Annotated in this window: 24 protein-coding genes and 1 tRNA gene; 6 read left to right on the top strand and 19 right to left on the bottom strand. The window is 64.2% G+C overall.

Features of this window, described 5'->3' with window-relative positions:
• Positions 1-14: 14 nt before the first annotated feature.
• From MAF45_RS05450 to MAF45_RS05430, 5 genes are all read right to left on the bottom strand, one after another.
• On the bottom strand, positions 15-3,119 hold the full coding sequence (locus MAF45_RS05450) for a molybdopterin-dependent oxidoreductase (protein ID WP_237978540.1): 3,105 nt from the start codon (positions 3,117-3,119) through the stop codon (positions 15-17).
• 418 nt (positions 3,120-3,537) lie between these two features.
• Positions 3,538-3,999, bottom strand: coding sequence for a hypothetical protein (locus MAF45_RS05445; protein ID WP_237978539.1), 462 nt, complete (start codon positions 3,997-3,999; stop codon positions 3,538-3,540).
• 2 nt (positions 4,000-4,001) lie between these two features.
• Positions 4,002-4,376 (bottom strand): hypothetical protein, encoded by a 375-nt coding sequence (locus MAF45_RS05440; protein ID WP_237978538.1) that lies wholly within the window; start codon positions 4,374-4,376, stop codon positions 4,002-4,004.
• Between the two features lie 51 nt (positions 4,377-4,427).
• The gene (locus MAF45_RS05435) at positions 4,428-5,252 is read right to left on the bottom strand and encodes an SGNH/GDSL hydrolase family protein (RefSeq protein ID WP_237978537.1); all 825 of its coding nucleotides are present in this window, start codon (positions 5,250-5,252) and stop codon (positions 4,428-4,430) included.
• Positions 5,253-5,449: 197 nt separating this feature from the next.
• The gene (locus MAF45_RS05430) at positions 5,450-6,436 is read right to left on the bottom strand and encodes a LysR family transcriptional regulator (RefSeq protein WP_237978536.1); all 987 of its coding nucleotides are present in this window, start codon (positions 6,434-6,436) and stop codon (positions 5,450-5,452) included.
• 192 nt (positions 6,437-6,628) lie between these two features.
• On the opposite strand from MAF45_RS05430, the gene MAF45_RS05425 reads away from it, so the two are divergent.
• A complete protein-coding gene (locus MAF45_RS05425) occupies positions 6,629-8,053 on the top strand; it encodes an argininosuccinate lyase (RefSeq protein ID WP_237978535.1) in 1,425 nt (474 codons plus the stop codon).
• A gap of 68 nt (positions 8,054-8,121) precedes the next feature.
• Here MAF45_RS05425 and MAF45_RS11395 read toward each other — a convergent pair whose 3' ends face one another.
• The 10 genes from MAF45_RS11395 to MAF45_RS05380 form a co-directional block, all read right to left on the bottom strand.
• A complete protein-coding gene (locus tag MAF45_RS11395) occupies positions 8,122-8,616 on the bottom strand; it encodes a DDE-type integrase/transposase/recombinase (RefSeq protein ID WP_326520675.1) in 495 nt (164 codons plus the stop codon).
• Between the two features lie 96 nt (positions 8,617-8,712).
• Positions 8,713-9,042: an IS3 family transposase gene (locus MAF45_RS05415; protein WP_237978533.1), complete on the bottom strand. Its 330-nt coding sequence runs from the start codon at positions 9,040-9,042 to the stop codon at positions 8,713-8,715.
• 411 nt (positions 9,043-9,453) lie between these two features.
• Complete coding sequence (locus MAF45_RS11270) at positions 9,454-9,582, bottom strand: hypothetical protein (RefSeq protein ID WP_283207008.1); 129 nt, start codon at positions 9,580-9,582, stop codon at positions 9,454-9,456.
• Positions 9,583-9,726: 144 nt separating this feature from the next.
• Positions 9,727-9,963: a hypothetical protein gene (locus MAF45_RS05410; protein WP_237978532.1), complete on the bottom strand. Its 237-nt coding sequence runs from the start codon at positions 9,961-9,963 to the stop codon at positions 9,727-9,729.
• Positions 9,964-10,041: 78 nt separating this feature from the next.
• The gene (locus tag MAF45_RS05405) at positions 10,042-10,635 is read right to left on the bottom strand and encodes a M20/M25/M40 family metallo-hydrolase (RefSeq protein WP_283207013.1); all 594 of its coding nucleotides are present in this window, start codon (positions 10,633-10,635) and stop codon (positions 10,042-10,044) included.
• Positions 10,636-10,658: 23 nt separating this feature from the next.
• Positions 10,659-11,645, bottom strand: coding sequence for an asparaginase (locus MAF45_RS05400; protein ID WP_237978531.1), 987 nt, complete (start codon positions 11,643-11,645; stop codon positions 10,659-10,661).
• A gap of 104 nt (positions 11,646-11,749) precedes the next feature.
• Positions 11,750-13,033, bottom strand: a complete 1,284-nt coding sequence (locus MAF45_RS05395) for a transporter permease (protein ID WP_237978530.1) — start codon at positions 13,031-13,033, stop codon at positions 11,750-11,752.
• Positions 13,034-13,345: 312 nt separating this feature from the next.
• Positions 13,346-14,113, bottom strand: coding sequence for a FadR/GntR family transcriptional regulator (locus MAF45_RS05390; protein ID WP_237978529.1), 768 nt, complete (start codon positions 14,111-14,113; stop codon positions 13,346-13,348).
• A gap of 144 nt (positions 14,114-14,257) precedes the next feature.
• The gene (locus MAF45_RS05385) at positions 14,258-15,382 is read right to left on the bottom strand and encodes a 5-methyltetrahydropteroyltriglutamate--homocysteine S-methyltransferase (protein WP_237978528.1); all 1,125 of its coding nucleotides are present in this window, start codon (positions 15,380-15,382) and stop codon (positions 14,258-14,260) included.
• Positions 15,383-15,664: 282 nt separating this feature from the next.
• Positions 15,665-16,867, bottom strand: coding sequence for an alpha-hydroxy-acid oxidizing protein (locus MAF45_RS05380; RefSeq protein WP_237978527.1), 1,203 nt, complete (start codon positions 16,865-16,867; stop codon positions 15,665-15,667).
• Positions 16,868-17,026: 159 nt separating this feature from the next.
• Between MAF45_RS05380 and MAF45_RS05375 the strand changes: the two genes are divergently transcribed.
• Both MAF45_RS05375 and MAF45_RS05370 read left to right on the top strand, forming a co-directional pair.
• Positions 17,027-18,079, top strand: a complete 1,053-nt coding sequence (locus tag MAF45_RS05375; RefSeq protein ID WP_237978526.1) for a LysR family transcriptional regulator — start codon at positions 17,027-17,029, stop codon at positions 18,077-18,079.
• Complete coding sequence (locus MAF45_RS05370) at positions 18,076-18,966, top strand: LysR family transcriptional regulator (protein ID WP_237978525.1); 891 nt, start codon at positions 18,076-18,078, stop codon at positions 18,964-18,966. Before MAF45_RS05375 ends, MAF45_RS05370 begins: the two co-directional genes overlap by 4 nt.
• Before the next feature lie 6 nt (positions 18,967-18,972).
• On the opposite strand, the gene MAF45_RS05365 is transcribed toward MAF45_RS05370, so the two are convergent.
• Positions 18,973-19,734, bottom strand: a complete 762-nt coding sequence (locus MAF45_RS05365; protein WP_237978524.1) for a carboxymuconolactone decarboxylase family protein — start codon at positions 19,732-19,734, stop codon at positions 18,973-18,975.
• Between the two features lie 360 nt (positions 19,735-20,094).
• Between MAF45_RS05365 and MAF45_RS05360 the strand changes: the two genes are divergently transcribed.
• Positions 20,095-20,171 (top strand) — tRNA-Arg (locus tag MAF45_RS05360).
• 235 nt (positions 20,172-20,406) lie between these two features.
• Here the strand turns inward: MAF45_RS05360 and MAF45_RS05355 are convergent.
• Positions 20,407-20,682, bottom strand: a complete 276-nt coding sequence (locus MAF45_RS05355; protein WP_237978523.1) for a hypothetical protein — start codon at positions 20,680-20,682, stop codon at positions 20,407-20,409.
• 229 nt (positions 20,683-20,911) lie between these two features.
• On the opposite strand from MAF45_RS05355, the gene MAF45_RS05350 reads away from it, so the two are divergent.
• The gene (locus MAF45_RS05350) at positions 20,912-22,231 is read left to right on the top strand and encodes a DNA recombination protein RmuC (protein WP_237978522.1); all 1,320 of its coding nucleotides are present in this window, start codon (positions 20,912-20,914) and stop codon (positions 22,229-22,231) included.
• A 15-nt stretch (positions 22,232-22,246) separates the two neighbouring features.
• On the opposite strand, the gene MAF45_RS05345 is transcribed toward MAF45_RS05350, so the two are convergent.
• Positions 22,247-22,753, bottom strand: coding sequence for a PIN domain-containing protein (locus MAF45_RS05345; RefSeq protein WP_237978521.1), 507 nt, complete (start codon positions 22,751-22,753; stop codon positions 22,247-22,249).
• 95 nt (positions 22,754-22,848) lie between these two features.
• Positions 22,849-23,862 (bottom strand): malate dehydrogenase, encoded by a 1,014-nt coding sequence (locus MAF45_RS05340; protein ID WP_237978520.1) that lies wholly within the window; start codon positions 23,860-23,862, stop codon positions 22,849-22,851.
• 220 nt (positions 23,863-24,082) lie between these two features.
• Here MAF45_RS05340 and MAF45_RS05335 point away from each other — a divergent pair, with 220 nt between their 5' ends.
• Positions 24,083-25,459 carry a hypothetical protein gene (locus tag MAF45_RS05335; RefSeq protein WP_237978519.1) on the top strand — a complete coding sequence of 459 codons (1,377 nt, stop codon included), beginning with the start codon at positions 24,083-24,085 and terminating at the stop codon, positions 25,457-25,459.
• The last annotated feature ends 14 nt before the right edge of the window (positions 25,460-25,473 follow it).

The following is a 25,473-nucleotide window of genomic DNA, read 5'->3' as shown; positions in this document are numbered from 1 at the left end:
ATTCTCTGCGCGCATCAAGCCGCTTTCTCAAGGTTGACGAGGAACGCCTTGTACTCCGGGATCCAGGAATTCGGATCTCCGACATTGGGGGTCAGGTCGTTCACGTTGTCGCCGGTGGCGAACTTCGTGGCCCAGGAGAAGTGGTGCGGCATGCCGACGACGTGCACGGTCTTGCCCTCCACCTGCATCGGCTTCATGCGGATCGTGACCATGGCGGGCACCTTGACCGAGCCGCGCTTGTTCCAGACGCGGACCATGTCGCCGTTCTTGATGCCCTTTTCCTTGGCAAGCTCGGTGGAAATCTCGATGAAGTTGCTGGGCATGATCTCGTCGAGCCAGGGGATGTTGCGGGTCTGGGTGCCGGACTGCCAGTGCTCGACCACCGAGTAGGTCGTGACCGCGTAGGGGAACTCCTCGGGGGTGCCGCGCTGCACGGAGGGATCGTCGGCAAAGCGCATGCAGGGGTTCGAGCCCTGCCCGTTCAGGCCGTTCTTGACCGGGGCCTCGAGCGGCTCGAAGTGCTCGGGCAGCGGTCCGTCGGCCATCGGATAGGCGAAGAGCCTGGCGCGCTGCTCCCAGGTCATGAAGAACGCGTTGTCGTCGGGGCCCTTCGCGGTGACGAAGTCGCCCACGTCGTTCTGGATCCACTTCTGGCCGTCCCAGGCGACGAGCGCCTTTTTCGGGTTCCAGGGCCGTCCCTGCGGGTCGGCCGAAGCGCGGTTGTAGATGATCCTGCGGTTCGCGGGCCAGGCGAACGACCACTGCGGGAAGAGCCCGAGCCCGGTGGGGTCTTCCTTGCCGCGGCGCGCGGTGGGCTGCTTCATCGGGTCCATCTTGTCGGCCTCGTTGTTGTAGTAGCCCGAGAAGATCCAGATGCCGCAGGCGGTCGAGCCGTCGGCGCCGAGCTCGCTGTAGCCCTTGAGAAGCCGGCCGCTGTCGCACTCGTAGCCGTTGATCGCCCAGCACAGCGCGCGCAGGTCGGGCTTGCCGTCGATCGTGTAGTCGAAGTTCGCCTTGAGGATCTGGTCCTTGCAGGCGCCGCCTTCCTTGTCGTAAAGCGCGCGGATGTGGGCCCAGAGGTCCATCATGATCTCGAAGTCGGACTTCGCCTCGCCGGCGGGCTCCACGGCCTTCTGGCGCCACTGCATCCAGCGGCCGGAGTTGTTGATCGAGCCCGCCTTCTCGTAGATGAGCGCGGCCGGCAGGAAGTAGACCTCGGTCTTCACGTCCTCGGGCTTCATGTCCGGGGCTTCCCAGAAGGTCGAGGTTTCCGTCTGGAACCAGTCGGCGACGACCATCCAGTCGAGGTTGGCCATCGCATGGCGCACGTGCTTCGCGTTCGCGGCTGAGTGTGCCGGGTTCATGCCCCAGACGAAGTAGCCCTTGATCTTGTTGTCGCGCATCTCGTTGAACGACATGATCGTGGAGTAGTCTCCGCCGTCGCGGCCCACGCCGATCTTGGGCAGCAGGTCGTAGCAGTAGTCGTTGTCGTAAGTCGCGTTTTTGCCGAACCATTCCTTCAGGGCCGAGACCCAGAACTTCGGTTTGTTCGAGTAGTAGCCGGCTGCGTAGGTTTCGCGCGAGAGGTAGTCGGCGAGCGTCGGGTGCTTGTTCGCGTCAGGCCAGTTGAGGTAGCCCGGGGCCTGGTGGGAGGTTGCGCCGACGTCGGTCGAGCCCTGGACGTTGGGCTCGCCGCGCAGCGCGTTGATGCCGCCGCCGGCCACGCCCACGTTGCCGAGCAGCAGCTGGATCACGCACATCGCGCGGCAGTTCTGCGAGCCGTAGGTGTGCTGCGTGAGGCCGAGGGCGTAGATGAAGGTGCCGGAGCGCTCGGGCTTGCCGGTCGAGGCGTAGACCTGCCAGACCTTCTTCATCACGTCGATGTCCATTCCGGTCACGCGCGAGACAGCCTCGGGGGTGTAGCGCGCGTAGTGGCGCTTCATGATGTTGAGCACGCAGTTCGGGTCCTTGAGCGTCATGTCGCGCTTGAGGATCTCCAGATCCGGCGTCTTGAACTTCGGGGTTCCGGGCTTCTTCACCCAGGCGAACTGCGAGCCCGCGTCGGTCTTCCAGGCCGCGGTCTTGTCGTAGTTGTAGCCCCAGGTCTTGTTCGAATAGCGCTTCGTCTTCGGATCCCAGCCCGAGAACAGGCCGGTCTCGGGATCGAAGCTGAAGTCCGGGCTGATCAGGCAAGCCGCGTTCGTGTAGTGCAGGACGTACTCTTTCTGGTAGAGCTCGTTTTGCAGGATGTAGTTGATGAGGCCGCCGAAAAAGGCGATGTCGGTGCCGGGGCGGATGCGCGCGTAGATGTCGGCGCGGGCCGCCGAGCGCGAGAAGCGGGGGTCGACCACGATCCAGGTTGCGCCTTTGTCCTGGGCGCGCTCGACCCAGCGCGAGGACAGCGGGTGGTTTTCGACGTTGTTCGAGCCGATCGTCATGAGGACGTCGGAGTTGGCGAGATCGCACCAGTGGTTTGTCATCGAGCCGCGGCCGAAGCTCGGGGCGAGGCCCGAGACGGTCGAGGAGTGGCACACGCGCGTCTGGTTGTCGATCGTGACCGAGCCGAGGCTGCGCGTGAACTTCTGTACGAGCCAGGCCTCCTCGTTGTTGAGCTGGGCCGCGCCGAAGGTGGCGATGCCGTCGCAGCGGTTCACGGTGACTCCGGACTCCTTCTCAACGAAGGTCGCGTCGCGGGTCTTTTTCACGTGGCGCGCGATTTCGCTGGCGGCCTGCTCCCAGCTGATCCTTTCCCATTTCTTCGAGCCCGGGCGGCGCACCATCGGATAGATGACGCGGTCGGGGTGCGCCTGGACGCGGCGGTCCGCGGTGACGATGCTGCGCAGCCCCCACATGGCCGCTCCCTTCGGGCACAGGCCGCCGAGGTTCACCGGATTGTCGGGGTCGCCCTCGAGGTTCACGAGCTCGCCGTTGCGCGTCGAGCAGATCGTGCCGCAGCCGCCGGAGCAGTAGCAGCAGATGTTGGTGAATTCCTGGACTCCGGTGAGCTTGTAGGGCGCCTTTTTATGGCCGGAGGCGGCAGCTGCGGCGCCGGACAGTCCGGTCCCGAGTCCTCCCAAAAGAAAACCGCGCTTAAAGAAACTTCTGCGGGAAACTTCCATTGTCAATCTCCTACGGTGGAGTGTTTTTTTAGTGGCTCCTGCCGCCTCTTTTTCCCCGTCTGGTCTCCCGGGGAACAGGTTCAGCGCGAGGCGGCCGAGTGGATTCAAAACAAGCCTGCTTCTTGTTTCAGATCCCATCTTCCACAGGCCTGCCCGCGGGAGGAATTCACCGCATGGAGGGGTGCCGCCTTCAAAAGCCGGACGCTTTCCCTTTTTTGAATGCGGCTTACGTAAACTTGTAGTAGTAAGTGTTTATACTTAGCGCATTTTTTCTATATCTGGAGCACGTTCCGGCTATTCTTTGCTTGAATAACGATAAAAACACGGTAGATACAAAGCCTATACCGCATTTATGGGATTGCTCGAAAATTTGTTTTATGTATTAGGTAACTCGTTATTAATAAATAAGAATTTCTTCTTATGCGGGACGCTTCGGATCCTGCATAACGCTTGTGCGGGATGCGCCTTTGCGGGAGCGGCCTCCCGCGTAAAAGGGATCCCTGCGGGACGGTCCTGAAGGAGGCGCGAACCCGCGGCGGTGCGCGCCCGGGCGCTTTGAGGCCGGAAGGGGAAAAGAGGCTGCTGTGCCGGCCTCACTTCCCCAGCCTTCAGCGCTCCTTCTGCCCGTCCTGCCCGGCGCTGAAGCCGTGACCGCCTTCCAGGCGCAGCCCTGCAGGAAGCGGGCCAGAGCGGGCTCGAGCGGCTTTTCGCAGCCTCCGCGGTAGGCGAGGCCCTCGGGCGAGCGGCCGAAAAGCGATGAGTAGAGCACGGCGCCGTAGAGGTAGGTGCCGGCGGCCGACGGATGCCGCCCGTCGGGCATCCGAAGCTTCGCCCGCCCCGTTTTTTCAGCTAGTTCAAAGGCGAGCCCGACCGGGATCACCTTCAGGCGGGCTTCGCGTCCGGCCCGAAGCGCCTCGCGGCCTCGGCCTGGGCGAGGACTCCGCGGCGGTAAAAGCCGGAGTGCCCCGCAGCCGCAGCGGCCGAATTGCCCTGCAGGATCACGATGCCGGGCCCCGGGAGGCCGCCGCGCGACCGGAGCAGCTGCGGCAGCGGATGCGCGGCGACGGCGCCGCCGCTCACCGCCTCAAGCGTGACCTCGGAGCGCAGCCGGGGCCTGGTCTCCCGCATGAGCCCGCGCAGGACTTCGTCCACGCCGCAGTTGTAATAAGAGTAGGAATTTCTGGCGATCAGGATGCCCGGGGGCTGTCCGGCCGGGGACGGCCGCGCTTTCCGCAGGACGCAAAAAAGCCGCCGCATCCGGGCCTGGGAGGGTATGGCGGCGGACGCAGCGGCCGGGGAAGCAATTTTTTAAGGCTGCTTCCAGCCGTAGAATTCCGTCACGGTCTTCCAGGCGATTCTGCGCAGGAACTGGGCGGTCTCGGGCGGCAGGGGCTTTTCGCACTCGCCGAGGTAGTTGATCGCCTCGGGCGACTTATGGAAAAGGACCGAGTAGAGCACCGCGCCGTAAAGGTATGAGCCCGCGGCGCTCGGGTGGCTCTTGTCGGGCTGGTACATCACGAGATCGGGCTTCTCCTTGAGCGCTTCGGCGAAGGCGAGCCCCACGGGCACGACACGCACGCCGGCTTCATTGCCGATCTCGATCGTGCGGTCGGCGATCTTTTTGATGTCGGCGGGCTTGTTCTGGCGCGGCCAGGTCATGACCAGCAGCGGGGTGCTGCCCGCCTCGCGCACGAGCTTCGCGTCCTGCACCGCGTACTTGCGGAAGTAGGGCAGGCGCTTGTCCGAGGTGGCCGCCTCAGAGTGCCCCTGCATGATCACGACGTCGAACATCGGCTTCGTGAGCCTGCCGTTTTCCACATGGGCGTACGGATCCTGCTCATGCGGGCTCAGGTAGAACTTCATGTCGTGGAAGGAAAGCGGCCCCGAGCTGATGGTGATCATGCGCGTCTTCATGCTGAGCTTCGGATTCGACTCCTTCATGAAGCCGCGCAGGTAGCCGTGCACGCCGCAGTTGTAGAAGGAGTATGAGTTTCCGATCAGCAGGGCCACCTTCGGGGCTTTGGCGATCGGTTCGGTGACCTGGGGCTTCACCGTGTTTTCCAGGGCTGCGGCCGACCCCATCAGGGTCATGACGGCCGCTGCGCAGATGCACTTCTTCCACATCGTATTCATTGCCTTCTCCTTTTTACGGGCCGCGGGGCCTTCGTTTCGGCCGGCCCAAGCGGCCCGCGGGGCCGCTGCGGCGAAACTCGGCTTCATGGGCCATACGAAGAGCATAGGATGGCGCCGCCCCCTTCCCAAGACCCTTTGCCCAAAATAGTTTTGCAGTTTGCGCAAAGGGAAAAGAGGGGACGGAGGGTTCCTGCCGGTCAGGTTCTGTAGAGCTCCTTCTTGTCCCAGCGGCCGGAGTCCTTCGGCAGCGCGACGATGCCTTCCACCTGCGACTCGTAGAAGGCGAAATGCTTCTGCATGATCATCGCGTACCACTCGAGGAAAATGCGGATGCGCTTCAGGTGCCAGGTGGAGCGGCTGGTCACGATGAAGCACTCGAGGGGCGGCCTGAACCAGCCCGGAAGGATGGGAACGAGCGTGCCCTTGTTGAGGTCCTGGTAGATCTGCACGAGCGGCATGTCCACGGCTACCCCCAGGCCGTCGAGGAGCGCGGTCCGGATCGCGAGAATGTCGGTCGAGCGGGTGCAGGTGGAAAAAATGACCGGCTCGGTGCGCTCCCCGCGCTGCAGCGCCCGGGTCTCCGGCCTCACCGGCCCGTTGTAGACGAGGCCCGCGTGGTTCTTGAGCTGCCGCGGCTCGAGCGGCATGCCGTGCTGCTCGATGTAGAGCGGACTCGCCACCGGCAGGTAGACGTTGCGCCCGCGGCTCATGAAGCACAGCCCCGGCAGCTGCGGCACGCCGGTGAGCGTCGCCACGTCGCACAGGCCCTTCTGCACGTCGCTTTCCTTGAATCCGGTGAGGATTTCCACTGTGATGGCGGGATAGAGTTTCTTGAACTCCTGCAGCAGCGGGATGAGCTGCCGCGAGGCGAACCCCGGTGCGGAGGACAGGCGGATGTTCCCCGAGAGCGTTTTCTTGTCGTCCATCAGGGTCTGCTTGAGAGACTCGTGGGCCCTCAGGATCGGCGTGATGCGCTTGAGCGCAGTCTGTCCCGCCTCGGTGAGGGTCTGGGGGCGGGAGCTGTGGCGGATCAGCGCGCAGCCCAGCGCCTTCTCGAGTCCCGAGATGGCGCGCGAGATGCTGGAGACTTCCACCTGCAGGGCGTTCGCGGCGGCCGTGAGTGTTCCGGCTTTCGCGAAGGCGGCGAAGTAGCGCCAGCAGGTCAGATCATCGGCTTTTGACATGGGCTAATGGGTATAAGATGCTGCTTATGCATAGGATTATGCACTTTTGGAAGCTCCGCCGCCCTGGGACGGCCGGGCTTCGCGGTTTGCCCCTGCCGCAAAATAGTTTTGCAGTGAGAGCGTTGTGAAGCTTCTTTCAAATTAAGACACTTTGCTTAACAAATCAAGCTTAGGCTCAAAAAGGAGGCCGAAGTGAAGCGTGACGAATTTTTCTGGATCTCTGAAATCAACAAGGCGACCGTCGTCGTCAACCTGAAGCACGGCCTTCTCACTAGGCAGCTCGCCTCCGAGGCGGCGCGGGGAATCGCCGCGGTCGAAAAGGCCGCGGAAGAAGATCCCGCAAAGCGCGTGAACAAGTACATCACCTATGAGCCGATGCTCATTGCCGCCACCGGCCCCGAAGTGACCGCGATTCATGCAGGCCGCTCGAGCCAGGACATCCTCTCGACGATGAGAGTCGCGATCGACCGCGACGACGCGCTTTCCATCTGCGGGGCGCTCGATGCCGTGATTGAAAAGATGCTGGAGCTCGCCCGCGCGAACCGCGGCACGATCGTCCCCAACTACACGAACGGCGTGGCCGCGCAGCCCAACAGCTACGCGCACTACCTGCTCGGCTTCATCGCCGCGTTCCAGCGCGACCGCGAGCGGCTCGCGCAGTGCCTCGTGCGCAGCAACGAGTGCTCCATGGGCGCTACGGTTCTCAACGGCACCGGCTGGCCGCTGGACCGCAGGGCCATGGCCGAGGCGCTCGGGTTCGACCGTCCGCGCCGCAACGCCTTCGACTGCACTTGCGAGACGCCCGTGGACTTCCCGCTCGAGGTCGCCTCAATCGCCGGCTCGATTGCGATCCACGTGGGTTCTTTTGTGAGCGACGTCATGGTCCAGTATGCGCAGCCGCGCCCCTGGATCATCCTGCAGGAAGGCGGCGAGAACACCTACGTGTCCTCCGCGATGCCCCAGAAGAGGAACCCCGGGCTCATGAACAACTGCCGCGCCGACGCCTCCGACGTGCTCGCCGAAATGAACGCGGTCTACATCCGCGCCCACAACCTCGTGCCCGGCATGGTCGACGGCAAGAGCTCGGCCAAGAACAGCCGCATGGCCTCCCGCGCGGTGGCGATGCTGCAGCGCTTCCTCAAGGTGCTGGGCGCGCTGCGGATCAACCCGGAGCGCGCTCTCGAGGAGCTCAACAGCGACTGGACGGCCTCGCAGGAAATCGCCGACCGGCTGATGCGCGACCACGGACTGCCCTTCCGTATCGGGCACCACATGGCCAGCCGCATGGTTTCCTGGGCCCGCGCGAACAACGTGCTGCCGAAGGCCTTCCCTTACGAGCAGATGAAGAAGATCTACCGCGAGGAGATCGAGCAGGAGTTTCCCGAGGCCTCCCCGGAGCTGCCGCTGAGCGAGGCGGAGTTCCTGGACGCCCTGGATCCGAAGAAGATCGTGGAGGGCAGGAAGACCGAGGGGAGCTGCGCCCCGGCTGAGGTGGACGCGATGATCAAGGAGTTCGGCGCGAAGCTTGAGGCCGGGAAGGCCGAGGCGCAGAAACTGCGCGCTCAGATCGACAGTGCCCTCGAAAAGCTCGAAGGCGAGTTCAAGGCCTGCATGTAACGGCCGGCAGGAAAGACTCCGGCTGATGGCTTCTGGATAAAAGAGGGGGATTCGGAATAGACTAACCCTTAAAGTTTAGGCACTCTGTTTTTATCCCAAAGCGCCCGCCATCCGGCGGGCGCTTTCATATTCTGCAGAGTATTCAGCGAAGGGTTTCCAGCCTGTGCGTTTGCTGATGCGCTCCTGTTGTACCAGCGAATCATGGCCGGCAAGGCATCGATCAGTTCCTGGGCGGTTTTGAATTTCCTCTCCTGCCCGTAGAACAGCTTCATTTTGAGCCTCCCGAAGAAAATCTCGATGATTGCCCTGTCAAGGCAGTTACCCTTGCGGCTTATGCTTTGCCGCATCCCCATCCGGGCCAGGGCGCTGCGATAGGTGCCGTGCTGGTACTGCCATCCCATGTCGCTGTGCAGCAGCGATCCTGCCAGGCTGACGCCGCGCGCATCCATGTTTTGCTTGAAGTCATCGAGCATGGCCTTGATCAAGAGCATGCTCTGGCTGGTGCCGCAGGCAAGCCCGACAATCTCGCGGCTGTACAAGTCCATGATCGGCGAAAGGTACACTCACTGGCCATTGACGCTGAACATCGATATGTCGGTGACGAAGCTCCTGAACGGAGCCGGCGGGTTGAAATCCCGCTTGAGTTCATTGGGAATGCATTAGTGCGCATCGCCCTTGCAGGAGCTGTACTTGCGCCGGGCAGCCCTGCCGGCGATGCCCATCTCCTTCATCAGCCTGTACACGGTCTTGCGGTCCAGGGAGAGGCCAGCCTCGGCCTTGAGGGCATGGGTAAGGCGGTCATACCTGCAGCAGCTCCTGTGGCGCTTCCAGATCTCCAGAATGCCCTGTCTGGCGGCGGCGTACTTGTCCAGACCGGCGGCAAGCTTCTTCTGGTAGCAAAACGTCTTGACGCTGAAGCCGGCAAGCCTGCACAGCAGGGCCAGCGGATAGTTTCGCCTTAGTTCATCGACCGCTTTCACAATCAGCACCCGCCGCTGTTTTTGAGTGAGTCGCGGACTAAGGCTTCGAATTTTTTAGCAGGTCAGCCCTGCATTCGCGCTCCTCCTTAAATGCCTTGAGCAGGCCTGCCTGTTTCCTGCACAGTGCCCCGAGCTCCTGCCTGATGGCCCTCGGCTTTATCTCCGGCAACTTTTCGTTAAGCGGGTCAGGAGCCCGGGCCCCGGGATCATTTGGCCGACGGCTGCGCCGGCAGGGACTTTTCACTCCTTGATTTCTCCAAGGCGATGCTGAGGTTGCCTGTGTTCCTGAAGCCGTATTTGATGCAGGCTTGCAAAAGCGATAATCCGTTGTCCAGGTCGAAAAAGATGCTCTGAAGCAGCTCCTCAGTGATTTTTGGCGGCTTGTAATCGGGCTCGTAGAGCTCACGGCGGCCGGCCTTCTCAAATGCCGTTCAGGAATCCACTTGCGTTGCGGTAATGCCAAAATTGGCGGGCGGCACCCGAGCTGCCGTGCATGGCGGCGTATTTGACGACATTGATGCGTTCTTGGAAGGTGATACGTTTGACCATGGAAGGCACTCTTTTTGAATATTACGGAGTGTCTTCACTTTTTGGGTCAGTCTAGGAAGGAGCCTCCTTTTTCCGCTGCCCGTCTGGGGGGCGGGCTAGCGCCGCCGGCGGCTTTTTTTAGGGCGAAAAAAACGGACTGCGCCTTCACTTCAGGCGCGGGCAGCCGCCCGCCGCCTTGAGGCCGAGAATCCGGCTCACGGCGCCGCTCAGCATGAGAAAGCCCGGCCCCATGCTTTCCATGTCCCCGATGTCGAAGTCTGGCCGGTGATGCCCCCGGGTGTTGCAGCCGTAGAGGAAAAATCCGGCGTTTTCGCCGCGCTCCACGACCCGGTGCATGTAGAGCGTGCAGTCGTCGCTGCCGGCCGCTTCATGCACGAGCATGGGTCTTGCGCCGGGAATCGCGGAGGCGCACTCCATAAGCAGGACGCAGGAGGCCTGCGTCGAGGTGATCGCATCGGCCTAGCCCGCCCTGCGGATGTCGGAGCGGACGCCCTGGGCGGCCGCGCTTCCGCGCACGGCCTCGATCGCGCGCGAGGCCATGAAGGCGTTGGCCTCGTGGGTGCTGCCGCGCACTTCGAACTCGAGGTGGGCGTGGGCGGGGGTGATGCTGCGGCCCTCTCCCGCGTTAAGCAGCCCGACCGAAACCCGGGTGTCGCCCTGGGAGGCGTGGGGAATGGCGGTGAGCAGCAGCGAAGCGGTCGCGGCCGCGATAAGGGGGCTTCGGCCCGCCTCCGGGCGGGAGCCCGCATGCGAGGCGATTTCGGTGAAGTTCACATCGAATTTTGTGGTCGCTATGAACCTTTCGGCGCAGACGCGAATCTCCCCGAGGCGGGCGGGGGCCTCGACATGGGAGCCTATGAACCAGTCGGCGTCGTCGACCGCTCCTGCGGACACTATGGCCGCGGCCCCGCGCGTGCCTTCCTCCGCAGGCTGGAAGATGAGCTTCAGCTTCCCGCACAGCTCCGAAAGGTGCGCGGCCGCCCTGCGCGCAAGGACAATGCCCTCGGCCGTGTGGGCATCGTGCAGGCGTGCATGATGCCGGGCCGACCGCAGCCTGAGGGCAGGAGGCCTGTCCGTCAGCTGTCCATGACCTTTTCGAGCGCCGCGGGATCTCGAGCGAGCTCGGGGCGCTCGGAGAGCACGATCATGAGCTTGAGCCTGGTTTTGGCGCCCGAGGCCTCCCCGCCGCGGACCGCGCCGTGCTTCTTCGAGTCTCCGACCGAACCGGGATAAGCGTAGGTCTCATAGGGGCGTCCGGCGAAGGCGCGGGTGGCTATGACGACAGCGACGCCCTGAGCGGCGGCCCTTGCGATGCCGTCCTCGAGTGCCGGCGGAATGTTCCCGCGCCCGTAGCCCTCGATCACAATGCCCTGGCAGCCCCGCGACAGCGCGAAGTCAATGTACTCGGGCCCCAGCCCGGTCTGGGCGGGAATGAGGTCGACCCGCGCCGTGAGGGCCCTGGGGTGAAAGACCTGGCGGCCGACCGGGGCGCGCCTGAAGATGACCCGATCCTGGTCGCAGTAGCCCAGAGGACCCCACCAGGGCGACTCAAAGGTGGCGCAGTTGGCGGAGTGGGTTTTCCGAACCTGGCCGGCCGCGTGTATGACGTTGTTGAGGACGACCAGAACCCCTTTGCCGCGGGCATTTTCGGAAGCGGCGGTCTGGACGGCGCAGTAGATGTTCGCGGGGCCGTCGGGCGAAGTGTCGGAGGCTCCCCTCATGGCGCCCACGACGCAGACCGGCTTGTCCGAACCGTGCAGGAGGTCGAGGAAATAGGCGGTTTCCTCCAGGGTGTCCGTGCCGTGCGTGATCACCGCGCCGGCTACTTCGCTGTCGGCCAGAGCGGATTCGATCTGCTGCGAGAGTTCGAACATCTTCTGCGGGCTCATGTTGCAGGAGGCGACGTTGGAAAACTCCCGGACCTCCACCCGGGCGAGGCTGCCCAGGCCGGGGACGGCGGCGGCAAGATCCTCGCCGCTGACGGCCGGGACGAGTCCTCCGCGGGCCTCGTCGTATTTCATGGCGATGGTCCCGCCGGTTGTAAACACGATGACTTTTTTCATTTTTTTGTCTCTTTTGTTTTTTAGGGAGCCAGAATCATTCATTTGCTGGACTGAAGGAAGGCGGCCGGCGGAGTGCTCCGCCGGCCTGCCGGTTCCTCAGCGCGTCAGACCAGCGTGAGGATAACCGTGATGATGAAGGCTACCAGGCAGCCGAAGAGGATGGAGGGACGCTGGAAGGCGTTCGCGGTCTTCAGGTCGGAGCCCGGGATCACCGGGATCACGGTCGCCAGGGCAGCCACGGGGCCGCCGGTGAGGAAATACTGGATGAGGGACGCGCCCGAGGCGGCCGCGAAGGCAGCGGCGAACGGGTCGGCCCCGGTGCCCAGAACCACCTGCAGGAAAGGCACCAGCACGGCCACTGAGGCCGCATAGGACTGCGTCATGAAGCCGGTGACGAAAGCGACGGCAAACATCACGAGGATCGGGGAGAGCGACAGCACCGGGGCGGCGAACTGCGAAATGGTGCTGACCAGGCCGATCTGCTTGATCACGGTCGACATGAACAGAAAGCCGATCGTGGCCACCAGCGGAGTGGCGATCAGGCCCACGCCCTTGAGCATGTCCTTTTCAGCTTCCTTGAAGTTCTTCGCAGCAAGCAGGGCGGTCACGATGGCCGCGGCTACGCCCACGAGGAAAATCGGCAGTCCGATCACGAACCCGATGAACAGGATCAGGAACGGGGTGAAGGCGCGCAGCGAGGTCGTGGTGTACTTCTTCGCCTTGATCTGCTCGATGACCTTCTCGCGGTCTGCAGCCGAAATGTTGACGCCCCTGCGGCGCATGTCGGCGATAACCCGGAAGTAGGACAAGGCGAAGATGGACAGCGCGGCGATGAGGCCGAGCACGTTGAACAGTCCGTAGCCGATGCCGGCCGTGGCGAGAATGGCGACCTGGGTCGGATGGGTGAAGCCCGCCAGGTTGCCGATGTGCCCTGCGTGGGCCTGGATGCCGGCCACCTTGTTGGGGTCAACGCCCAGACGGACAGCCGCCGGGCCGGTAATCACAGCAGTGATTACCGGCTGGGTGAATCCGGTGAGGGCGCCGATCAGGCCGGCGGCGATGCCGCCCGCGGTGCACACGCCCGGGCCCCCGCCTATTTTGTTGCCCACCAGGACGATGTCGCGCACGATGACGTCGAGGAAGCCGGTGGCCTGCATGATGCCGATGAACAGCAGGATGCCGGTCATGTCCGCGATCACGGGGTTGAGGCCCGCATTGATCATTTTGGCGATGGTCATCGGGGCTTTGCCGGATATCGGAAAGCCGGCCGCAATGCCCGCCACGGCGGCCCCGACGATGGCGGTGAGGTAGATAGGCGTTTTACCGGTGATCATGATGATCAGCGTGATCACCATCAGCACCTGAGCGATGATCATTTGAGTTGTCATGGCTTCTTCTCCCCAACAGCCGCGCCGCAGCCGTCGGGGCGGCTCCCCCTCGGGCTGTGCACGACAATGGAAAACAAGTTGTAAATAAAATCACGAAAAAAGCAGCTTTCTGGAGACTTCAGCATCCAGAATAGCACTTATTTTTACAAATTTTACCAAAAGAAGTAAATTATTTTTACTTTTTTGACGCATGACAAACAACTAATTATTACTAATTTTTACTTGTATAGGCTGAAAATGCCCAAATAGTTGGGAGTTCAGTTCCTTTTCGAGCAGAATTTTCGAGAGAAGTTGTATTTTCCAGTATGAAGACTACCGCCGCGTGAGGCGGGACTCCAGGGGAAGCCCCTGCATTTTGTTCGTCAGCTCGGTGGGCAGAATGGAATCGCGGGCGTTCTGGATGTGAAGCATCATGGCGGCCTTCGCCTGCTCCGGGTTTCCGTAGAGGATGGCGTTCACGATCCAGCTGTGCTCATCGGTGAGGATCTGGATGTGGCGCGCGGGGTTGCCGCTGAAGATCTTGACGATCATCAGCATGGTGGCCTTCATCTGATCGAGCAGCGCCTGAAGGGCCTCGATGTAGTAGTGGTTGTGGGTGGCCCGGGCCACCGCCATGTGGAAGGCCGTGTCCCGATCCATGTCGGAGTCCGTTCCCGGGGCCGTCCCGTCGGTGTTGCTGTGGTACTCGTTGATGACGCGCAGATAGGCGCGCCGGATGCTTTCCTTGTCCTCGGTCGTTGCCCGGAGCGCGGCAAGGTAAGCGATATTGCTCTCGAGCACAGACCGGTACTCGTAGCCCTGGAGCAGGTCGTTCCAGTTGTCTACGGTCTCGCTGTCGGGCAGCAGCGGCTGGGGCTTGCGCACGATAAAGGAGCCGGCTCCTCTCCTTGACTGAATGATGCCGTCTTCCCTGAGCTGCGACAGGGCCTCGCGGACGATGGGGCGTGAGACCTTGAACTCCTGGGCGAGCCGCTCCTCGGAAGGCAATCTTGCGCCGGCAGGGAAGGCCGCGGGGGAACTGATCTTCTTGAGCAGTTCGTTGTAGACATAGGTGCCAAGAGAGGGAACGTTTTGTTTCATCGAAGGGAGGCCCAAAGGGTAAGCCCCGCCGGAAGAGGGCGTATCTGGGGCTATTTTAACCCGGCGCTGTGGCCCGACGAAAGGGAGGAGACGGCCCCGCCTCAGGGGCTCTTCCCCCGCGGCGGAGCAGCCGTTTAGCAGGCTTTATCTTCCCCAGACCTCGTCGGCGATTCGGCGGATCAGCCGGAGCTTTTTCCACTGATCCTCCTCGGTGAGCACGTTGCCCTCCTCGGTGGACGAGAAGCCGCACTGCGGGGACAGGCACAGCCGCTCGAGCGGCACGAATTTCGAGGCTTCCCTGATCCTCGCCTTGACGGCCTCAGGATCCTCGAGCTGCGGGAACTTCGAGGTGACGAGCCCCAGCACCACGATCTGGTCCCTGATGAAGCGCAGCGGCTCGAAGCCGCCGGCGCGGTCTGAATCGTATTCGAGGAAGAAGCCGTCGACGCGGGCGTTGGCAAAGAGGATGGGGGCGACCGGGTCGTAGCCGCCGGAGGAGAACCAGGTGGAGCGGAAATTGCCGCGGCAGATATGCATCGTGACCGTCATGTCCTCGGGCTTCACTTCGAGGATCCGGTTGATGGTGTCAACGTAGCGGCGCTCGAGCCGGTCGAGGTCGATGCCCTGGGCGCTGTAGGCGGCGCGCTTCTCCCGGTCGCAGAACTCGCCCCAGGAGGTGTCGTCGAACTGCAGGTAGCGGCAGCCTTCCCGGTAAAAGGCGAGAAGTGCGTCGCGGTAGGTCTGGACGATGTCGTCAAACAGCACGTCCTCGCTGCGGTAGCGTTCGATGGGCCTGTAGTTCTGCAGCCCCCGCACGCACGGGATCAGATGCAGCATGGACGGCGACGGGATGGTGAACTTCACGAGCTGCTGCGGGCCGGCGATGTCCCGGATGTTCCTGAAGGCCTGAAGGAACGGATGGTTCCCGAAGCCGATTTTCTCCGTAAAGACCAGCTGGGCGCCTTTGGGCGAGGCTCCCTTGAAATGGACGGACCATTCCTCGGCGCTCACCTTCTTCACCCCCTCGAGGGCCTCGAGGAAGTCCAGGTGCCAGAGCGCGCGGGGGAACTCCCCGTCGGTGACGGCCTGCAGTCCGCACTCTTTTTCATGCCGGACCAGCTCCGCGATCGCCCGGCGGGTGACGGCGTCAAGCTCTTCGCGGCTGATTCGTCCGGCGGCGAAGTCGGCGCGGGCGGCCTTTACCTCGGGCGGGCGCAGGAAGCTGCCGACGATGTCGGCTCTGAATGGCGGGCGGGTTCTCTGTGACATGGCTCTGGGCTCCTGAATTTCTGAAAGGAAGGGACGGCCGGGCGGCGGGGGCGGTCCGCAGGGGGCTGACCAGGCCCTGCCCGGGCGGCATCCTGTGGCACCATTCTGCCTCACCGGGTGCAAGGCTGCGGCGCCGGCGCGGGTCCCGGGCAGGTAATGGCTCAAAAAAGGAATAAAAAACCGGGAAGGGGGAGAGAGTCCCTTCCCGGTCTTCGTTTCAAAGAGGCCTGGCGCGGGCAGCAGGACGCGCCGCGCCAGACCGCTCAGGCGCCTGGTGCCCCGTCAGGCCGGAACGCCGAAGGCGAGCGGCGGCGGAGGGGTCATGCGGATCATCCGGCGGCTGATGTCCTTCACGGAGGCCGCGCCGGTCAGGGTCATTGCGACGACGAGCTCGTTGCGGATCGTGCGGGCGAACAGCTCCACGCCGTCGGCCAGCGCGCCGTGGGCCGCGCGCACGAAGTGCCGCCCGGCGAGGCAGCCGTTCGCGCCGAGCGCGATGTACTTTTCAACATCGGTGCCGCGCTTGACGCAGCCGTCAACCAGGATCATGCAGCGTCCCTTCACGGCATCCGCGATTTCAGGCAGAACTTCTGCCGTCCCCGGGGTGTCGGCAAGGGTGCGGCCGCCGTGGTTCGACACGACGATGCCGGCGGCTCCGGCGTTCAGGCAGGCCTTCGCTTCGTCCACGGTCATGATGCCCTTGAAGAGCAGCGGCAGGGGCGAAGCCTTCACCAGCTCGCGCAGCTGCGCGGGGGTCTTCGGCTCAACGGTCTGGCCTTTGGTCGCGCGGGCCGCGCGGCCGGCGGAGTCCAGGTCGATGGTGAAGGCGACCACGCCGGCGTTCGCGGCGATCTTCATGCGCTCAATGATGTCGGCCTGGCGGCGGGGCTTGAGGCCCACGATCGCCTTGAAGCCCTTGGACTTCAAAGTCTGCAGCCTCTTTTCAAAGACTTCGAGCGGGTCTCCGATGCCGTCGGCCACGGCGCCCAGGGTGCCGGCGGCCGTGCAGCCGCCGCAGATCGCGGTCACGAACTCCTCTTCCGTGAGCCGCCCGCCCATGTTGTAGGTCGTGCCGCCGGTCGGGGCCGCCATCACCGGCATGGAGAGCTTCGTGCCGAAGAAGTCGATCGAGGTGTCGGGCTTGTGGACGTCGTGAACCATGCGGGCATTGAGGCGCACCGCGGCGAGGGCGTCGTAGTTCGCCTGGAAGGAGCGGCTCGCGCCCATGCCGCCGAAGCCCGGCACCTGGCCGATGCACGGTCCGCGCCCGTTGCACTCGGCGCAGACGTAGCAGCGCGGCATCATCATTTCACGGGCCCGGTCGAGAACGTCCTTCATCTTCAGGTTCTTGCCCGTGAGCGGGCGGATCTTTTTCTGTTCCTCCGCGGCCTGGGCCACAATCGGAATGCCGCTGATCGTCGTGGCGGCGGCCAGAACGGCGCCGGCGCGGAAGACGCTGCGGCGGGTCAAGTCAATGCCTGTCATTTTTAAGTCTCCTTGTTAGCGGGCCGCGGCGCTGGTTGAGTTGTGGTTGGAATCGCCGCGGACTTTTTTAATCATATAAATCCGCATAATCTGACAAAATAAATATGCATTTTTCGAATATTCTTTATGTTGTACCGTTAAATCGGATAAGTTCTGAACATGGGAAAGAAAGCGCTGGACCGTGAAAAGCAGCCGGACGTGACCGCCGGAGTCCTGCAGGAGGGCGTGCGCGCCTTCCTGGTTCTGGGCGAGACCATGAGCTTCCAGGAAGCCGCGGCCCGGCTGGGAAAAAGCCAGCCCGCGGTCTCGCGCTCGGTCGCCGCGCTCGAGGCGGATCTCTCCGTGGAGCTGCTTGACCGCAGCGTGCGCCCGGTGCGGCTCACCCCGGAGGGCAGGGCCCTGAGGGAATTCCTGAAGGGCGAGCACGCGAGGCTGTCGCATCTGCTCACGGGCCTCAGGAGCGAGAACGCCGTCCGGCAGCCGTTGCGAATCGGCATCTGCGAGAGCCTGAGCTGGAGCTTCTCCTCGGCGCTCGCGCAGGAGGCGAAGAGCGGCTTTTCCTCCATGACCATTCTGGTCGGGGCGAGCTACAGCCTGCTCGCGCAGATGGACGCGGGGGACCTCGACATGCTTTTCTGCTCGAACCCCTTCGTCAACCGCAATGACCTCGCCTTCCACTTCGTGTTCGAGGAGCCTATGGTGCTTGTCTTCCCGAAAGGGGCGCCGCTTGCCTCCGGCGAGGCTCCGGGCTGGCACGATCTGCAGACCTGCGGGCTGCCCTATGTGAGGTGCGCCAAAATGAACGCCACGACCGCCGAGGAGCAGAAGAACATGAGCGAGCAGGGCTTCGTCTTCCCCAGCCGCCTGGTGGTGAATGAAAACGCCCTGCTGCTGCAGTTTGTGGCAAGGGGCCTCGGCTGGGGCGTCACCAAGCCGGCGACGCTCGCCCAGCACTCGGAGCTCGCCCGCGAGGTGCGGGTTTTCCCGGTTCCGGGCGCGCAGATGATGCGCCGGGCGAGCGTGGTCACGAAGGCGGGGGCGGATCCGCGCTGCGCCGAAAGGGTGGCCGGGGTGCTCAAGGCCGTCTATGTGCGGGATGTGGTTCCCGAGGAGCTCAAGATCATTCCCTGGATCCGCGGCCTGGTCGGTACGGAAGACAGCGCCCGCAGGTCCGGAAGTCCGCGGCCTGCCAGAGCGGAGAGGCACTCATGAACCTGCGTGTACTGAAGTCTTTTTTAATGGTCTGCCGCACGGGCAACATCACGCGCGCCTCTGAACTCCTTCACCTGTCGCAGCCGGCTCTGTCCAGGCAGATCCAGGAGCTCGAGGAGGAGCTCGGAGCGCCGCTGTTCCTGCGCAGCAGGCGGCAGGTGACGCTCACCGAGGGCGGCCTTCTCTTCCAGAAGCGCGCGGCGGCCATTCTGGCGCTGGCCGAAGACGCCGCGGCAGAGGTCCGGCAGGCGCTTCGCTCCGGGGAGCTTGCCGGGCGCGTGCGCATCGGTGTGGTCGAATCGAATGCCATGAAAATCCTCGCGCGCGAGATCGCCCGGTGGCGCTCGGAGCACCCGCGGGTCGAATTCGAAATCCTGTCGGCCACGAGCGACAGCATCTCTTCGTGGCTCGACCGCGGCACTCTGGACATGGGGGTGGTGATAGAGCCGGTGGAGGTGGCGAAGTACGAATCGGAGGTGTTCCCCGTCACCGAGCGCTGGGGAGCGCTGGTCGGGAAGGGCAGCGCGCTTTGGGAGCGCGACAGCGTGAGCCTGGCCGAGCTCAAGGCTCAGCCGCTCATCCTGCCTTACCGCAGCATTGTCGACGACGCCGTGTCCGGCTGGTTTGAAAATGTGCCCGGGACGCTGCGCACGGCGGGCAGGGTGAGCCTTGTCACGAACGCGCTTCCCCTGATTGAGGCGGGCATCGGGGCCGCGGTCTGCATCGAGGGCGCCGTCGCCATCCGCCCCTCGCCCGAGTGCCGCTTTGTGCCGATCGAGCCGGAGATCCGAACCGGTCACCGGCTGATCCGGCGCCGCCAGGGGCGCCTCGCGCGTACGCCCGAGCTTTTCTGGAACGAGCTCTCAGCGCTTTGCGGCGGAGACTGAGCCGCTTCAGGCTTTTTTCACGATGGCCAGGGCGTTGAGCGTCCTCGGGAACCCCAGATAGGGGGCCCCGACCTGGAGGGCGTCGATCAGGTTCTGCCGGGTGAGGCCGCTTCTCAGACAGGCTCCCGCGTGGGCCGTAAGCTGCGGCTCGCAGCCGCCCAGCGCCGCGATAGCGGCAAAGGTGACGAGTTCCCGCTCGCGGATCGCAAGCCCCTTTCGGGTGTAGTAGTCGCCGAAGCACCACCCGGTCAGGTCGTCCACGATGAGCGCCCGCTCGGCGTCGGCCGCTGACTGGTGCATCTTGTCGATGGCCGCCCCGAAGATCTTCTTCTGGACTTCAAGCCCCTTGCTGAAGCGGTTCGAGTCGTCGGTCGTGGAGAGCCCCTGGGGGAAGCTCCTGCCCGAGGCCCGCAGGGCGAGAGCCGCAGCGCGCAGCGCGGCGTCGGCCCGGGCGAGTCCGCTGTAGGGCGAAGTCTGGAAGATGCTTTCATGGATGACCTCGGGGGAGACCCCGTCGCGGAGCGCGAGCCGGGTGAGCAGCTCCGCTTCCCCTGGGGTGCCTCCGGCGGTCACCACGGCAAGCAGCACACAGTATTTCTGATCCGTGGAAAGGCTGGGGCCGCGGCTCTTTAAAGTAAGGAGCCGCCGCCGGATCGCGTCAAGCTCAGGATCCGGGCCGGCCCCCTGCGGGGCGGAGGCCGAGGCCTCGCCGGTCAGTCCCGCGGCTGCGGCGGCCATGAGGACAGAGCGTCTGGAAAAACTCGTCATGATGGAATGTCTCCCTGATCAGAGCGCGCGGGACATCCGCGCCTTTGCCTGAGTTTAAGAAGTCGGGCGATAAATAGCTAATTGTTATTTTTAATAAATAATCATGCGGTTTATGTATTTCATGCCATCGTCTTAAACCGGTCGGTCGAGGGCGGGGCTCTGGACCCGGCTCTCCGGCCCGGGCCGGACGGCTTCCTTTCCCCCTGCGCGGCAGCGCCCGGGCGGGCAGAGAGCCGGCGCCAGGCTCCGGCCGCGCGGTTTTTCAGGCGTTGGGGAAAGAGAATCCCCCAAAGGCGGTACTCCGTTTGTGCCATTTTATTGACAAGCTTTCTTTTTACCAGTAATATGCCCCATCCGTGCGCGCCCGTAGCTCAGTTGGATAGAGCACCTGGCTACGAACCAGGGGGTCGCGGGTTCGAATCCTACCGGGCGCACCACGAATCCCAACCCTTTTGGAACTGTTCCAAAAGGGTTTTAACCGGCGGAAAACCGTCCGGCGATGGGAAACGAAGTTTCCTCGGAACGCTCCGTTTTTTCAGGGTTTTATCCGATTGGTGTTTGTTCTAATTTCACTTGCAAGCATCCCTCGGACGTGGAAGAATGACGTCGTTCACCAGAAATGAAGCGGGTAATTTATCTACCGTCACTTCTGGGAGGAACAAATGATAAATTTCAATTCCATCCTAGATGGACGTTTTTGAGGTGTATACCGATGAATACCGCTCTTAAGATCGTCGCTGCCGCTGCCGTTGCCATGATGGCTGTTGCCTGCTCGAAGCCCGCTTCCGCTCCGGCCTCTTCCGCCGCTGCTTCCGCCCCGGCTTCTTCCATGGCCGCTTCCGCTCCGGCTTCTTCCGCCGCTGATTCGATGGCTGCTTCTTCCGCCGCTGCCTCCGCTCCGGCCTCTTCCGCTGCTGCCTCTGCTCCGGCTTCTTCTGCCGCTGCCAAGAACTAATCTGGAAGACTGCACCCAGGCGGTGTAGCTGAAGATTAATTCAGAACCCCGGTCTGTGTTTTCAGGCCGGGGTTTCGTTTTGCCTGCTTTTCCCGTGGGCGCTCCTTCAAAGGGGTGAAAAAGGCCCCGGATCCTCAAAAAAACATCGCTCCCGCCTGCGCTGCAGGCTAAGATCTGGAGCGCGGCGTTCCCGTTTGAATCCTTTTTCATCAGGCCTTCCTCATGCCCAGCATCCCCCTCTATGTCGTTCTGATCCTTCTGGCGCTCGCGGCGGCGCCTGCCTTCGTTTTCGCGCTGCGGCTGCGGCGGGACCGCGAGGAGCTGCGGCGCGGGCTCCTCGAGGCGCTCCAGGAGGGGCTCGGGCGCGAGGCCGAGGCGGCTGAGGCCCGCGACAACCGGCTTCAGATGAGGCTCGCCCAGGCCGACAGCCTGCTGCGCGGCTCGATCGACCAGATGCGCGAGTCGATGCTGCGGCAGGCCCAGGGGCTCTCCGACGTGCAGAACCGGCAGCTGGCCGGAATGACCCGGGCGTTTGCCGAGAACTTCGCCTCCGTGAGCCAGGCCGTCAACGCGCAGCTCTCGACGCTGCGGGCCTCCAACGAGGAAAAGCTCGAGGCGATGCGCGCGACGGTCGAGGAGAAGATGGAGACGGTTCTGCAGTCGCGCCTCAACGAACATTTCCGGCTGCTGGCCGCTCAGCTGGGCGAGGTGGAAAAGGGGCTCGGCGAAATGCGTTCCCTCGCGGGCAGCGTCGACACGCTCACGCGCGTGATGACCAACGTCAAGGTCCGCGGCACCCTGGGCGAGGTGCAGCTCGGCGCGATCCTTTCCCAGTTCCTCGCTCCCGGACAGTACGCCGAGAACGTCGAGACGGTGCCCGGATCCGGCAGGCGGGTGGAGTTCGCGCTGAAGATGCCCGGCGCCGCCCCGGGCGAGACGGTCTGGCTGCCGATCGACTCCAAGTTCCCGCGCGAGGACTGGGAGCGGCTTGAGGACGCGCGCTCCTCGGGCGACCGGGAAATGGAGCAGGCTGCACAGAAGGCGCTTCGGACCCGTTTCGAGTCCGAGGCGAAGGACATTTCCTCGAAGTACCTGCGCGCGCCCGAGACCACGGCCTTCGCCGTGATGTTCCTGCCTACGGAGAACCTCTATGCCGAGCTGCTCCGCATGCCCGGGCTCGCTGAGAAGCTGCAGCGCGAGCTGCACGTGATGCCCGCCGGCCCCACGGTGACCGCCGCTCTTCTCAACTCCCTTCAGGTCGGGTTCCGGACGCTTGCGGTGCAGGAGCGCTCCGCCGAGGTCTGGAAGCTTCTCGCGGCCGTGAAGTCGGAGTTCGCGGTCTTCGCGGGCGCCATGGACTCAGTGCAGAAAAAGCTCTCCCAGGCCGAGGAGGCCGTGAACCGCGTGCAGAGCCGCACGCGCCGGATGAGCCGCAGCCTCGAGGGCATCGAGGCCCCGGAGCGCCCCGGGGCGCTCGAGAACGGCGGGCAGGCGGCGGCCGAAGCTCCTCAGAAACCCTCCGGGGAGTCCGGAGAGGCCTGAAAAAAGTCCGGCCCCTTACCCCTGGGTTTCCCCGAGCGCTTCGACGGCCTGAGCCGGCGTGAGGATCCGCAGCCCTGCCCGTGCGGTTTTCCGCCCGGCCTTCAGCACCAGGCGGTCCTTGGTGATGATCAGGCTCGCGCCCGCGGCCTCCGCGAGGTCGAAGAGCTTCTGGTCGAGGGGGTCGCGGCAGCCGAAGGGCGAGCGGGCGCGCCCCGGCGCGGGCCGCGCGAGCCGGTGCCAGCGCCCGAGGATCTCCTTCTGACGCTCGAGGGGCTCGCCGAACTGCGGCCGGCCGAGAACCTCCGCGAATTCGTTTTCTGTGTCCTCGTCGCGGACCGCCGTGAAGGCCCCAGCCTCGAGCAGTGCGAGCAGGGGCAGGGCCTGCGGATCCCTGAAATGCCAGAAGTCCATGAGCACATTGGTGTCGATCACCGCCGCGGGGAGGCCTTTCGGGAATGGCGCGCTCTCGCCGCCTGAGCGCAGGAGGCCGAGGAATGCCTTTATTTCTGAGCTTTTGGGCATGAGTCTTGGGAAAAAACATCGCCTGCCGGAGAATCGCCCGGCAGGCGAAGGACGGGCGCCCCGTCGGACGGGGCGCCGCAAGGGATCGTGCTTCTTTATTCGCAGAGCTGGGCGACCGTGTCGTGCTCTTTTACGAGCTCGGCGATCGTCGCGTCGAGCCTTGCGCGTCCCGAGGCGGTGATCGGCAGGTCCTTCACGATCTCGTACTCGCCGCCTCCGGTGCAGATGCAGGGGAAGCCGCAGACCAGGCCTTCGGGCACGCCGTAGGAGCCGTCGGAGGGAACGGCCATCGTGACGATGCGGCCGTTCGAGCCGTTCCACCAGTCGCGCATGTGGTCGATGGCGGCCGAGGCGGCGGAGGCCGCGGAGGACTTGCCGCGCGCCTTGATGATGGCGCTGCCGCGCTTCGAGACGGTGGGCAGGAAGTAGTCGTTGTACCAGGCCTCGTCAACGAGCTCCGTCGCCTTGACGCCGGCGATCGTGCACTGGGAGATGTCGGGGTACATGGAGTTCGAGTGGTTGCCCCAGACCTTGAGCCCGGAGATGGAGCACACGGGCTTTCCGGTCTTCTGCGCGAGCTGCGCGACTGCGCGGTTGTGGTCCAGGCGCATCATGGCGCTGAAGCACTTGGGCGAGAGCGACGGGGCGTTGTGCATCGCAATGTAGGCGTTCGTGTTGCAGGGGTTGCCCACCACCAGCACCTTCACGTTGCGGTCCGCCGTCTGGTCGAGGGCCTCGCCCTGGCTCTGGAAGATCGGGCCGTTGGCGAGCAGCAGGTCCGAGCGGGCCATGCCGGGGCCGCGGGGCATGGAGCCCACGAGGAAGGCCGCCTGGGTCTTTTCGAAGGCTTCGAGCGGATCGGTCGTCGTGATCACGCGGGTGAGCAGCGGGAAGGCGCTGTCAAAGAGCTCCATGCACACGCCGTTCAGCGAGGCCTTGGACTGCTCGTTGTCGCGCTCGAGCAGCTGCAGCTGCACCGGCGTGTTCGGGCCGAAGACCGCGCCGCTTGCGATCCTGAAAAGCAGCGCATAGCCGATGTTGCCGGCCGCGCCGGTGATGGTGACGCGCACCGTAGGATTGAGTTTGGGGTGATTGGCTGGACAGGTCATAAGCTTTGTTTCTCCTTTCGCCGCTCCCGGCGGAGTCTGTGCGCCGGAGGCCAAGGTAAATAGGTTCATTTTAACGAAAGGGGCGGTCCCCTGAAAGGCTTCCGCAGGGCTCTTTTTCAGGGCCGGCGCGGGAGGGATTCGAAGGGCGCCCTCTTTTCTTTGGCCAATGCCTTTAAAATTCCCCTGTTGCCAGAAGGTTTTCTTTTTGGGTTTGCTTTTCATGAAACAACGCATGAAGTTCACCGTCTTCTGCCTGTCGATGCTTGGCTGCGCGGCCGCTCTGGCCGAGCCCCTGGGGGCCGTGCTTGAAGACTCGCAGATCGTCACGGGAAAAGGGAGCCCGGCTCCCGTTGTTTCGCGGCAGAGGCCGCAGAACGCCGCCTCGGACGGGGACGAGGCGGTGCCGGACTTCGACATCTACGATGAAAGGCAGATTCCGCAGCGCTGGCCCGAGGGGGCGATTCAGACGCCCGAGCAGGCCCGCCAGGCGCTGAAGGACATCGAGGAGCTGCGCGGCCGCGTCCATGACGCGGCCCTGAAGAAGCACCTCGCCTGCAAGGACGGGACGATCTTCATGGACTACTGCCGGGGCCGCGTGCGCTCGGCCGCGAACGCCCGCATGAAGGAGCTCGACCGGGCCGCTGCCGAGGCCCGGACGGTGATCGCGTCCACGACTCCGGCGAAGGATCCGGCCGCGCCGGCGAAGACTTCGGTGCTGAAGGACAAATGGGACGCGCTTTTTGCGAAGCTGCCCGCGGGCATCGATAACCGCTCGATTCTCAAGCGCTGGCCCGAGGGCTCCATCACGAGCCACGACAAGGCCGAGGCGGCGCTGAAGGACGTGGACCGCTCGAGAAGCGCCATGGAGCGTGCGGCAGACGAGGCGCACGATGTCTGCATCGGGCATTTCCTCGTCTCGAACTGCTGGGAGCGGGTTCGCACCGCGCGCTTTAACCGCGAGAAGGAGTTCCGCCGCGTGGAGCTCGAGGCGAAGAACTTCATCCGCGCGGAAAACACGGAGAAGGAGCAGAACAAGAAGATCGCCGCGAAGATTGAGGAAGGCGTCGAGCTCACGCCCGAGGAGCGCGCCCTCGCCGCGGGCAGCATCGAGCGGGCCACCCGGCGCCAGGCCGACGCCGACGAGCGGCTGCGCCGCCAGGTCGCGGCCGAAGAGCGCGTGGCCAAGGCCCGGGCCGATGCGCTGGAGAAGCAGAGCAAGGAGCTGCAGGCGCAGGCCGACGCCGCCAAACGCGAGGCTTCTCTCGCGGAGCGCCGCGCGAAGGCCGAGGAAAACCGCCAGAAGGCGGCCGAGCGTGCCGCGAGCGCTGAAAAGACCAGGGAGCGCGTGGCGGCCAACCGGCAGAAGGCCGCGCAGCGCCGCGCCGAGGACCCGAGCTATGAGCAGGCCGCGCAGCGCCGCGAGCAGCAGGCCGCCGAGCGCGAGAAAAAGGCCGCCGAGCAGGGAGCCCGCCTGCAGCAGCAGCGCGAGCGCCGCCGCGCCGACGCCCAGGCCGAGCGCGAAAAGCGCGCCGAGGCCCAGCAGCGCTACGACGAGGAAAAGAAAAAGCGTCAGAAGTCCCTGAATCCCTTCCAGTAATCTTCGGGAAAGGG

This window comes from Mesosutterella porci (genome assembly GCF_022134585.1).
GTDB lineage: Bacteria > Pseudomonadota > Gammaproteobacteria > Burkholderiales > Burkholderiaceae_F > Mesosutterella > Mesosutterella porci.
Note: the sequence above shows the minus strand (reverse complement) of the source record. Positions and strands in the feature narration are given on the sequence as shown.

Bases quoted from the DNA above. Each gene is read 5' to 3' on its own strand.
- MAF45_RS05430 (WP_237978536.1), bottom strand. From the start codon at position 6,436: ATGTCAAAAGCCGATGATCTGACCTGCTGGCGCTACTTCGCCGCCTTC.
- MAF45_RS05375 (WP_237978526.1), top strand. From the start codon at position 17,027: ATGGGAAAGAAAGCGCTGGACCGTGAAAAGCAGCCGGACGTGACCGCC.
- MAF45_RS05410 (WP_237978532.1), bottom strand. From the start codon at position 9,963: ATGCTCGTGCATGAAGCGGCCGGCAGCGACGACTGCACGCTCTACATG.
- MAF45_RS05345 (WP_237978521.1), bottom strand. From the start codon at position 22,753: ATGCCCAAAAGCTCAGAAATAAAGGCATTCCTCGGCCTCCTGCGCTCA.
- MAF45_RS05400 (WP_237978531.1), bottom strand. From the start codon at position 11,645: ATGAAAAAAGTCATCGTGTTTACAACCGGCGGGACCATCGCCATGAAA.
- MAF45_RS05335 (WP_237978519.1), top strand. From the start codon at position 24,083: ATGAAACAACGCATGAAGTTCACCGTCTTCTGCCTGTCGATGCTTGGC.
- MAF45_RS05350 (WP_237978522.1), top strand. From the start codon at position 20,912: ATGCCCAGCATCCCCCTCTATGTCGTTCTGATCCTTCTGGCGCTCGCG.
- MAF45_RS05435 (WP_237978537.1), bottom strand. From the start codon at position 5,252: ATGAATACGATGTGGAAGAAGTGCATCTGCGCAGCGGCCGTCATGACC.
- MAF45_RS05395 (WP_237978530.1), bottom strand. From the start codon at position 13,033: ATGACAACTCAAATGATCATCGCTCAGGTGCTGATGGTGATCACGCTG.
- MAF45_RS05365 (WP_237978524.1), bottom strand. From the start codon at position 19,734: ATGACGAGTTTTTCCAGACGCTCTGTCCTCATGGCCGCCGCAGCCGCG.
- MAF45_RS05450 (WP_237978540.1), bottom strand. From the start codon at position 3,119: ATGGAAGTTTCCCGCAGAAGTTTCTTTAAGCGCGGTTTTCTTTTGGGA.
- MAF45_RS11270 (WP_283207008.1), bottom strand. From the start codon at position 9,582: ATGGTCAAACGTATCACCTTCCAAGAACGCATCAATGTCGTCAAATAC.
- MAF45_RS05390 (WP_237978529.1), bottom strand. From the start codon at position 14,113: ATGAAACAAAACGTTCCCTCTCTTGGCACCTATGTCTACAACGAACTG.
- MAF45_RS05340 (WP_237978520.1), bottom strand. From the start codon at position 23,862: ATGACCTGTCCAGCCAATCACCCCAAACTCAATCCTACGGTGCGCGTC.
- MAF45_RS05380 (WP_237978527.1), bottom strand. From the start codon at position 16,867: ATGACAGGCATTGACTTGACCCGCCGCAGCGTCTTCCGCGCCGGCGCC.
- MAF45_RS05385 (WP_237978528.1), bottom strand. From the start codon at position 15,382: ATGTCACAGAGAACCCGCCCGCCATTCAGAGCCGACATCGTCGGCAGC.
- MAF45_RS05440 (WP_237978538.1), bottom strand. From the start codon at position 4,376: ATGCGGCGGCTTTTTTGCGTCCTGCGGAAAGCGCGGCCGTCCCCGGCC.
- MAF45_RS05370 (WP_237978525.1), top strand. From the start codon at position 18,076: ATGAACCTGCGTGTACTGAAGTCTTTTTTAATGGTCTGCCGCACGGGC.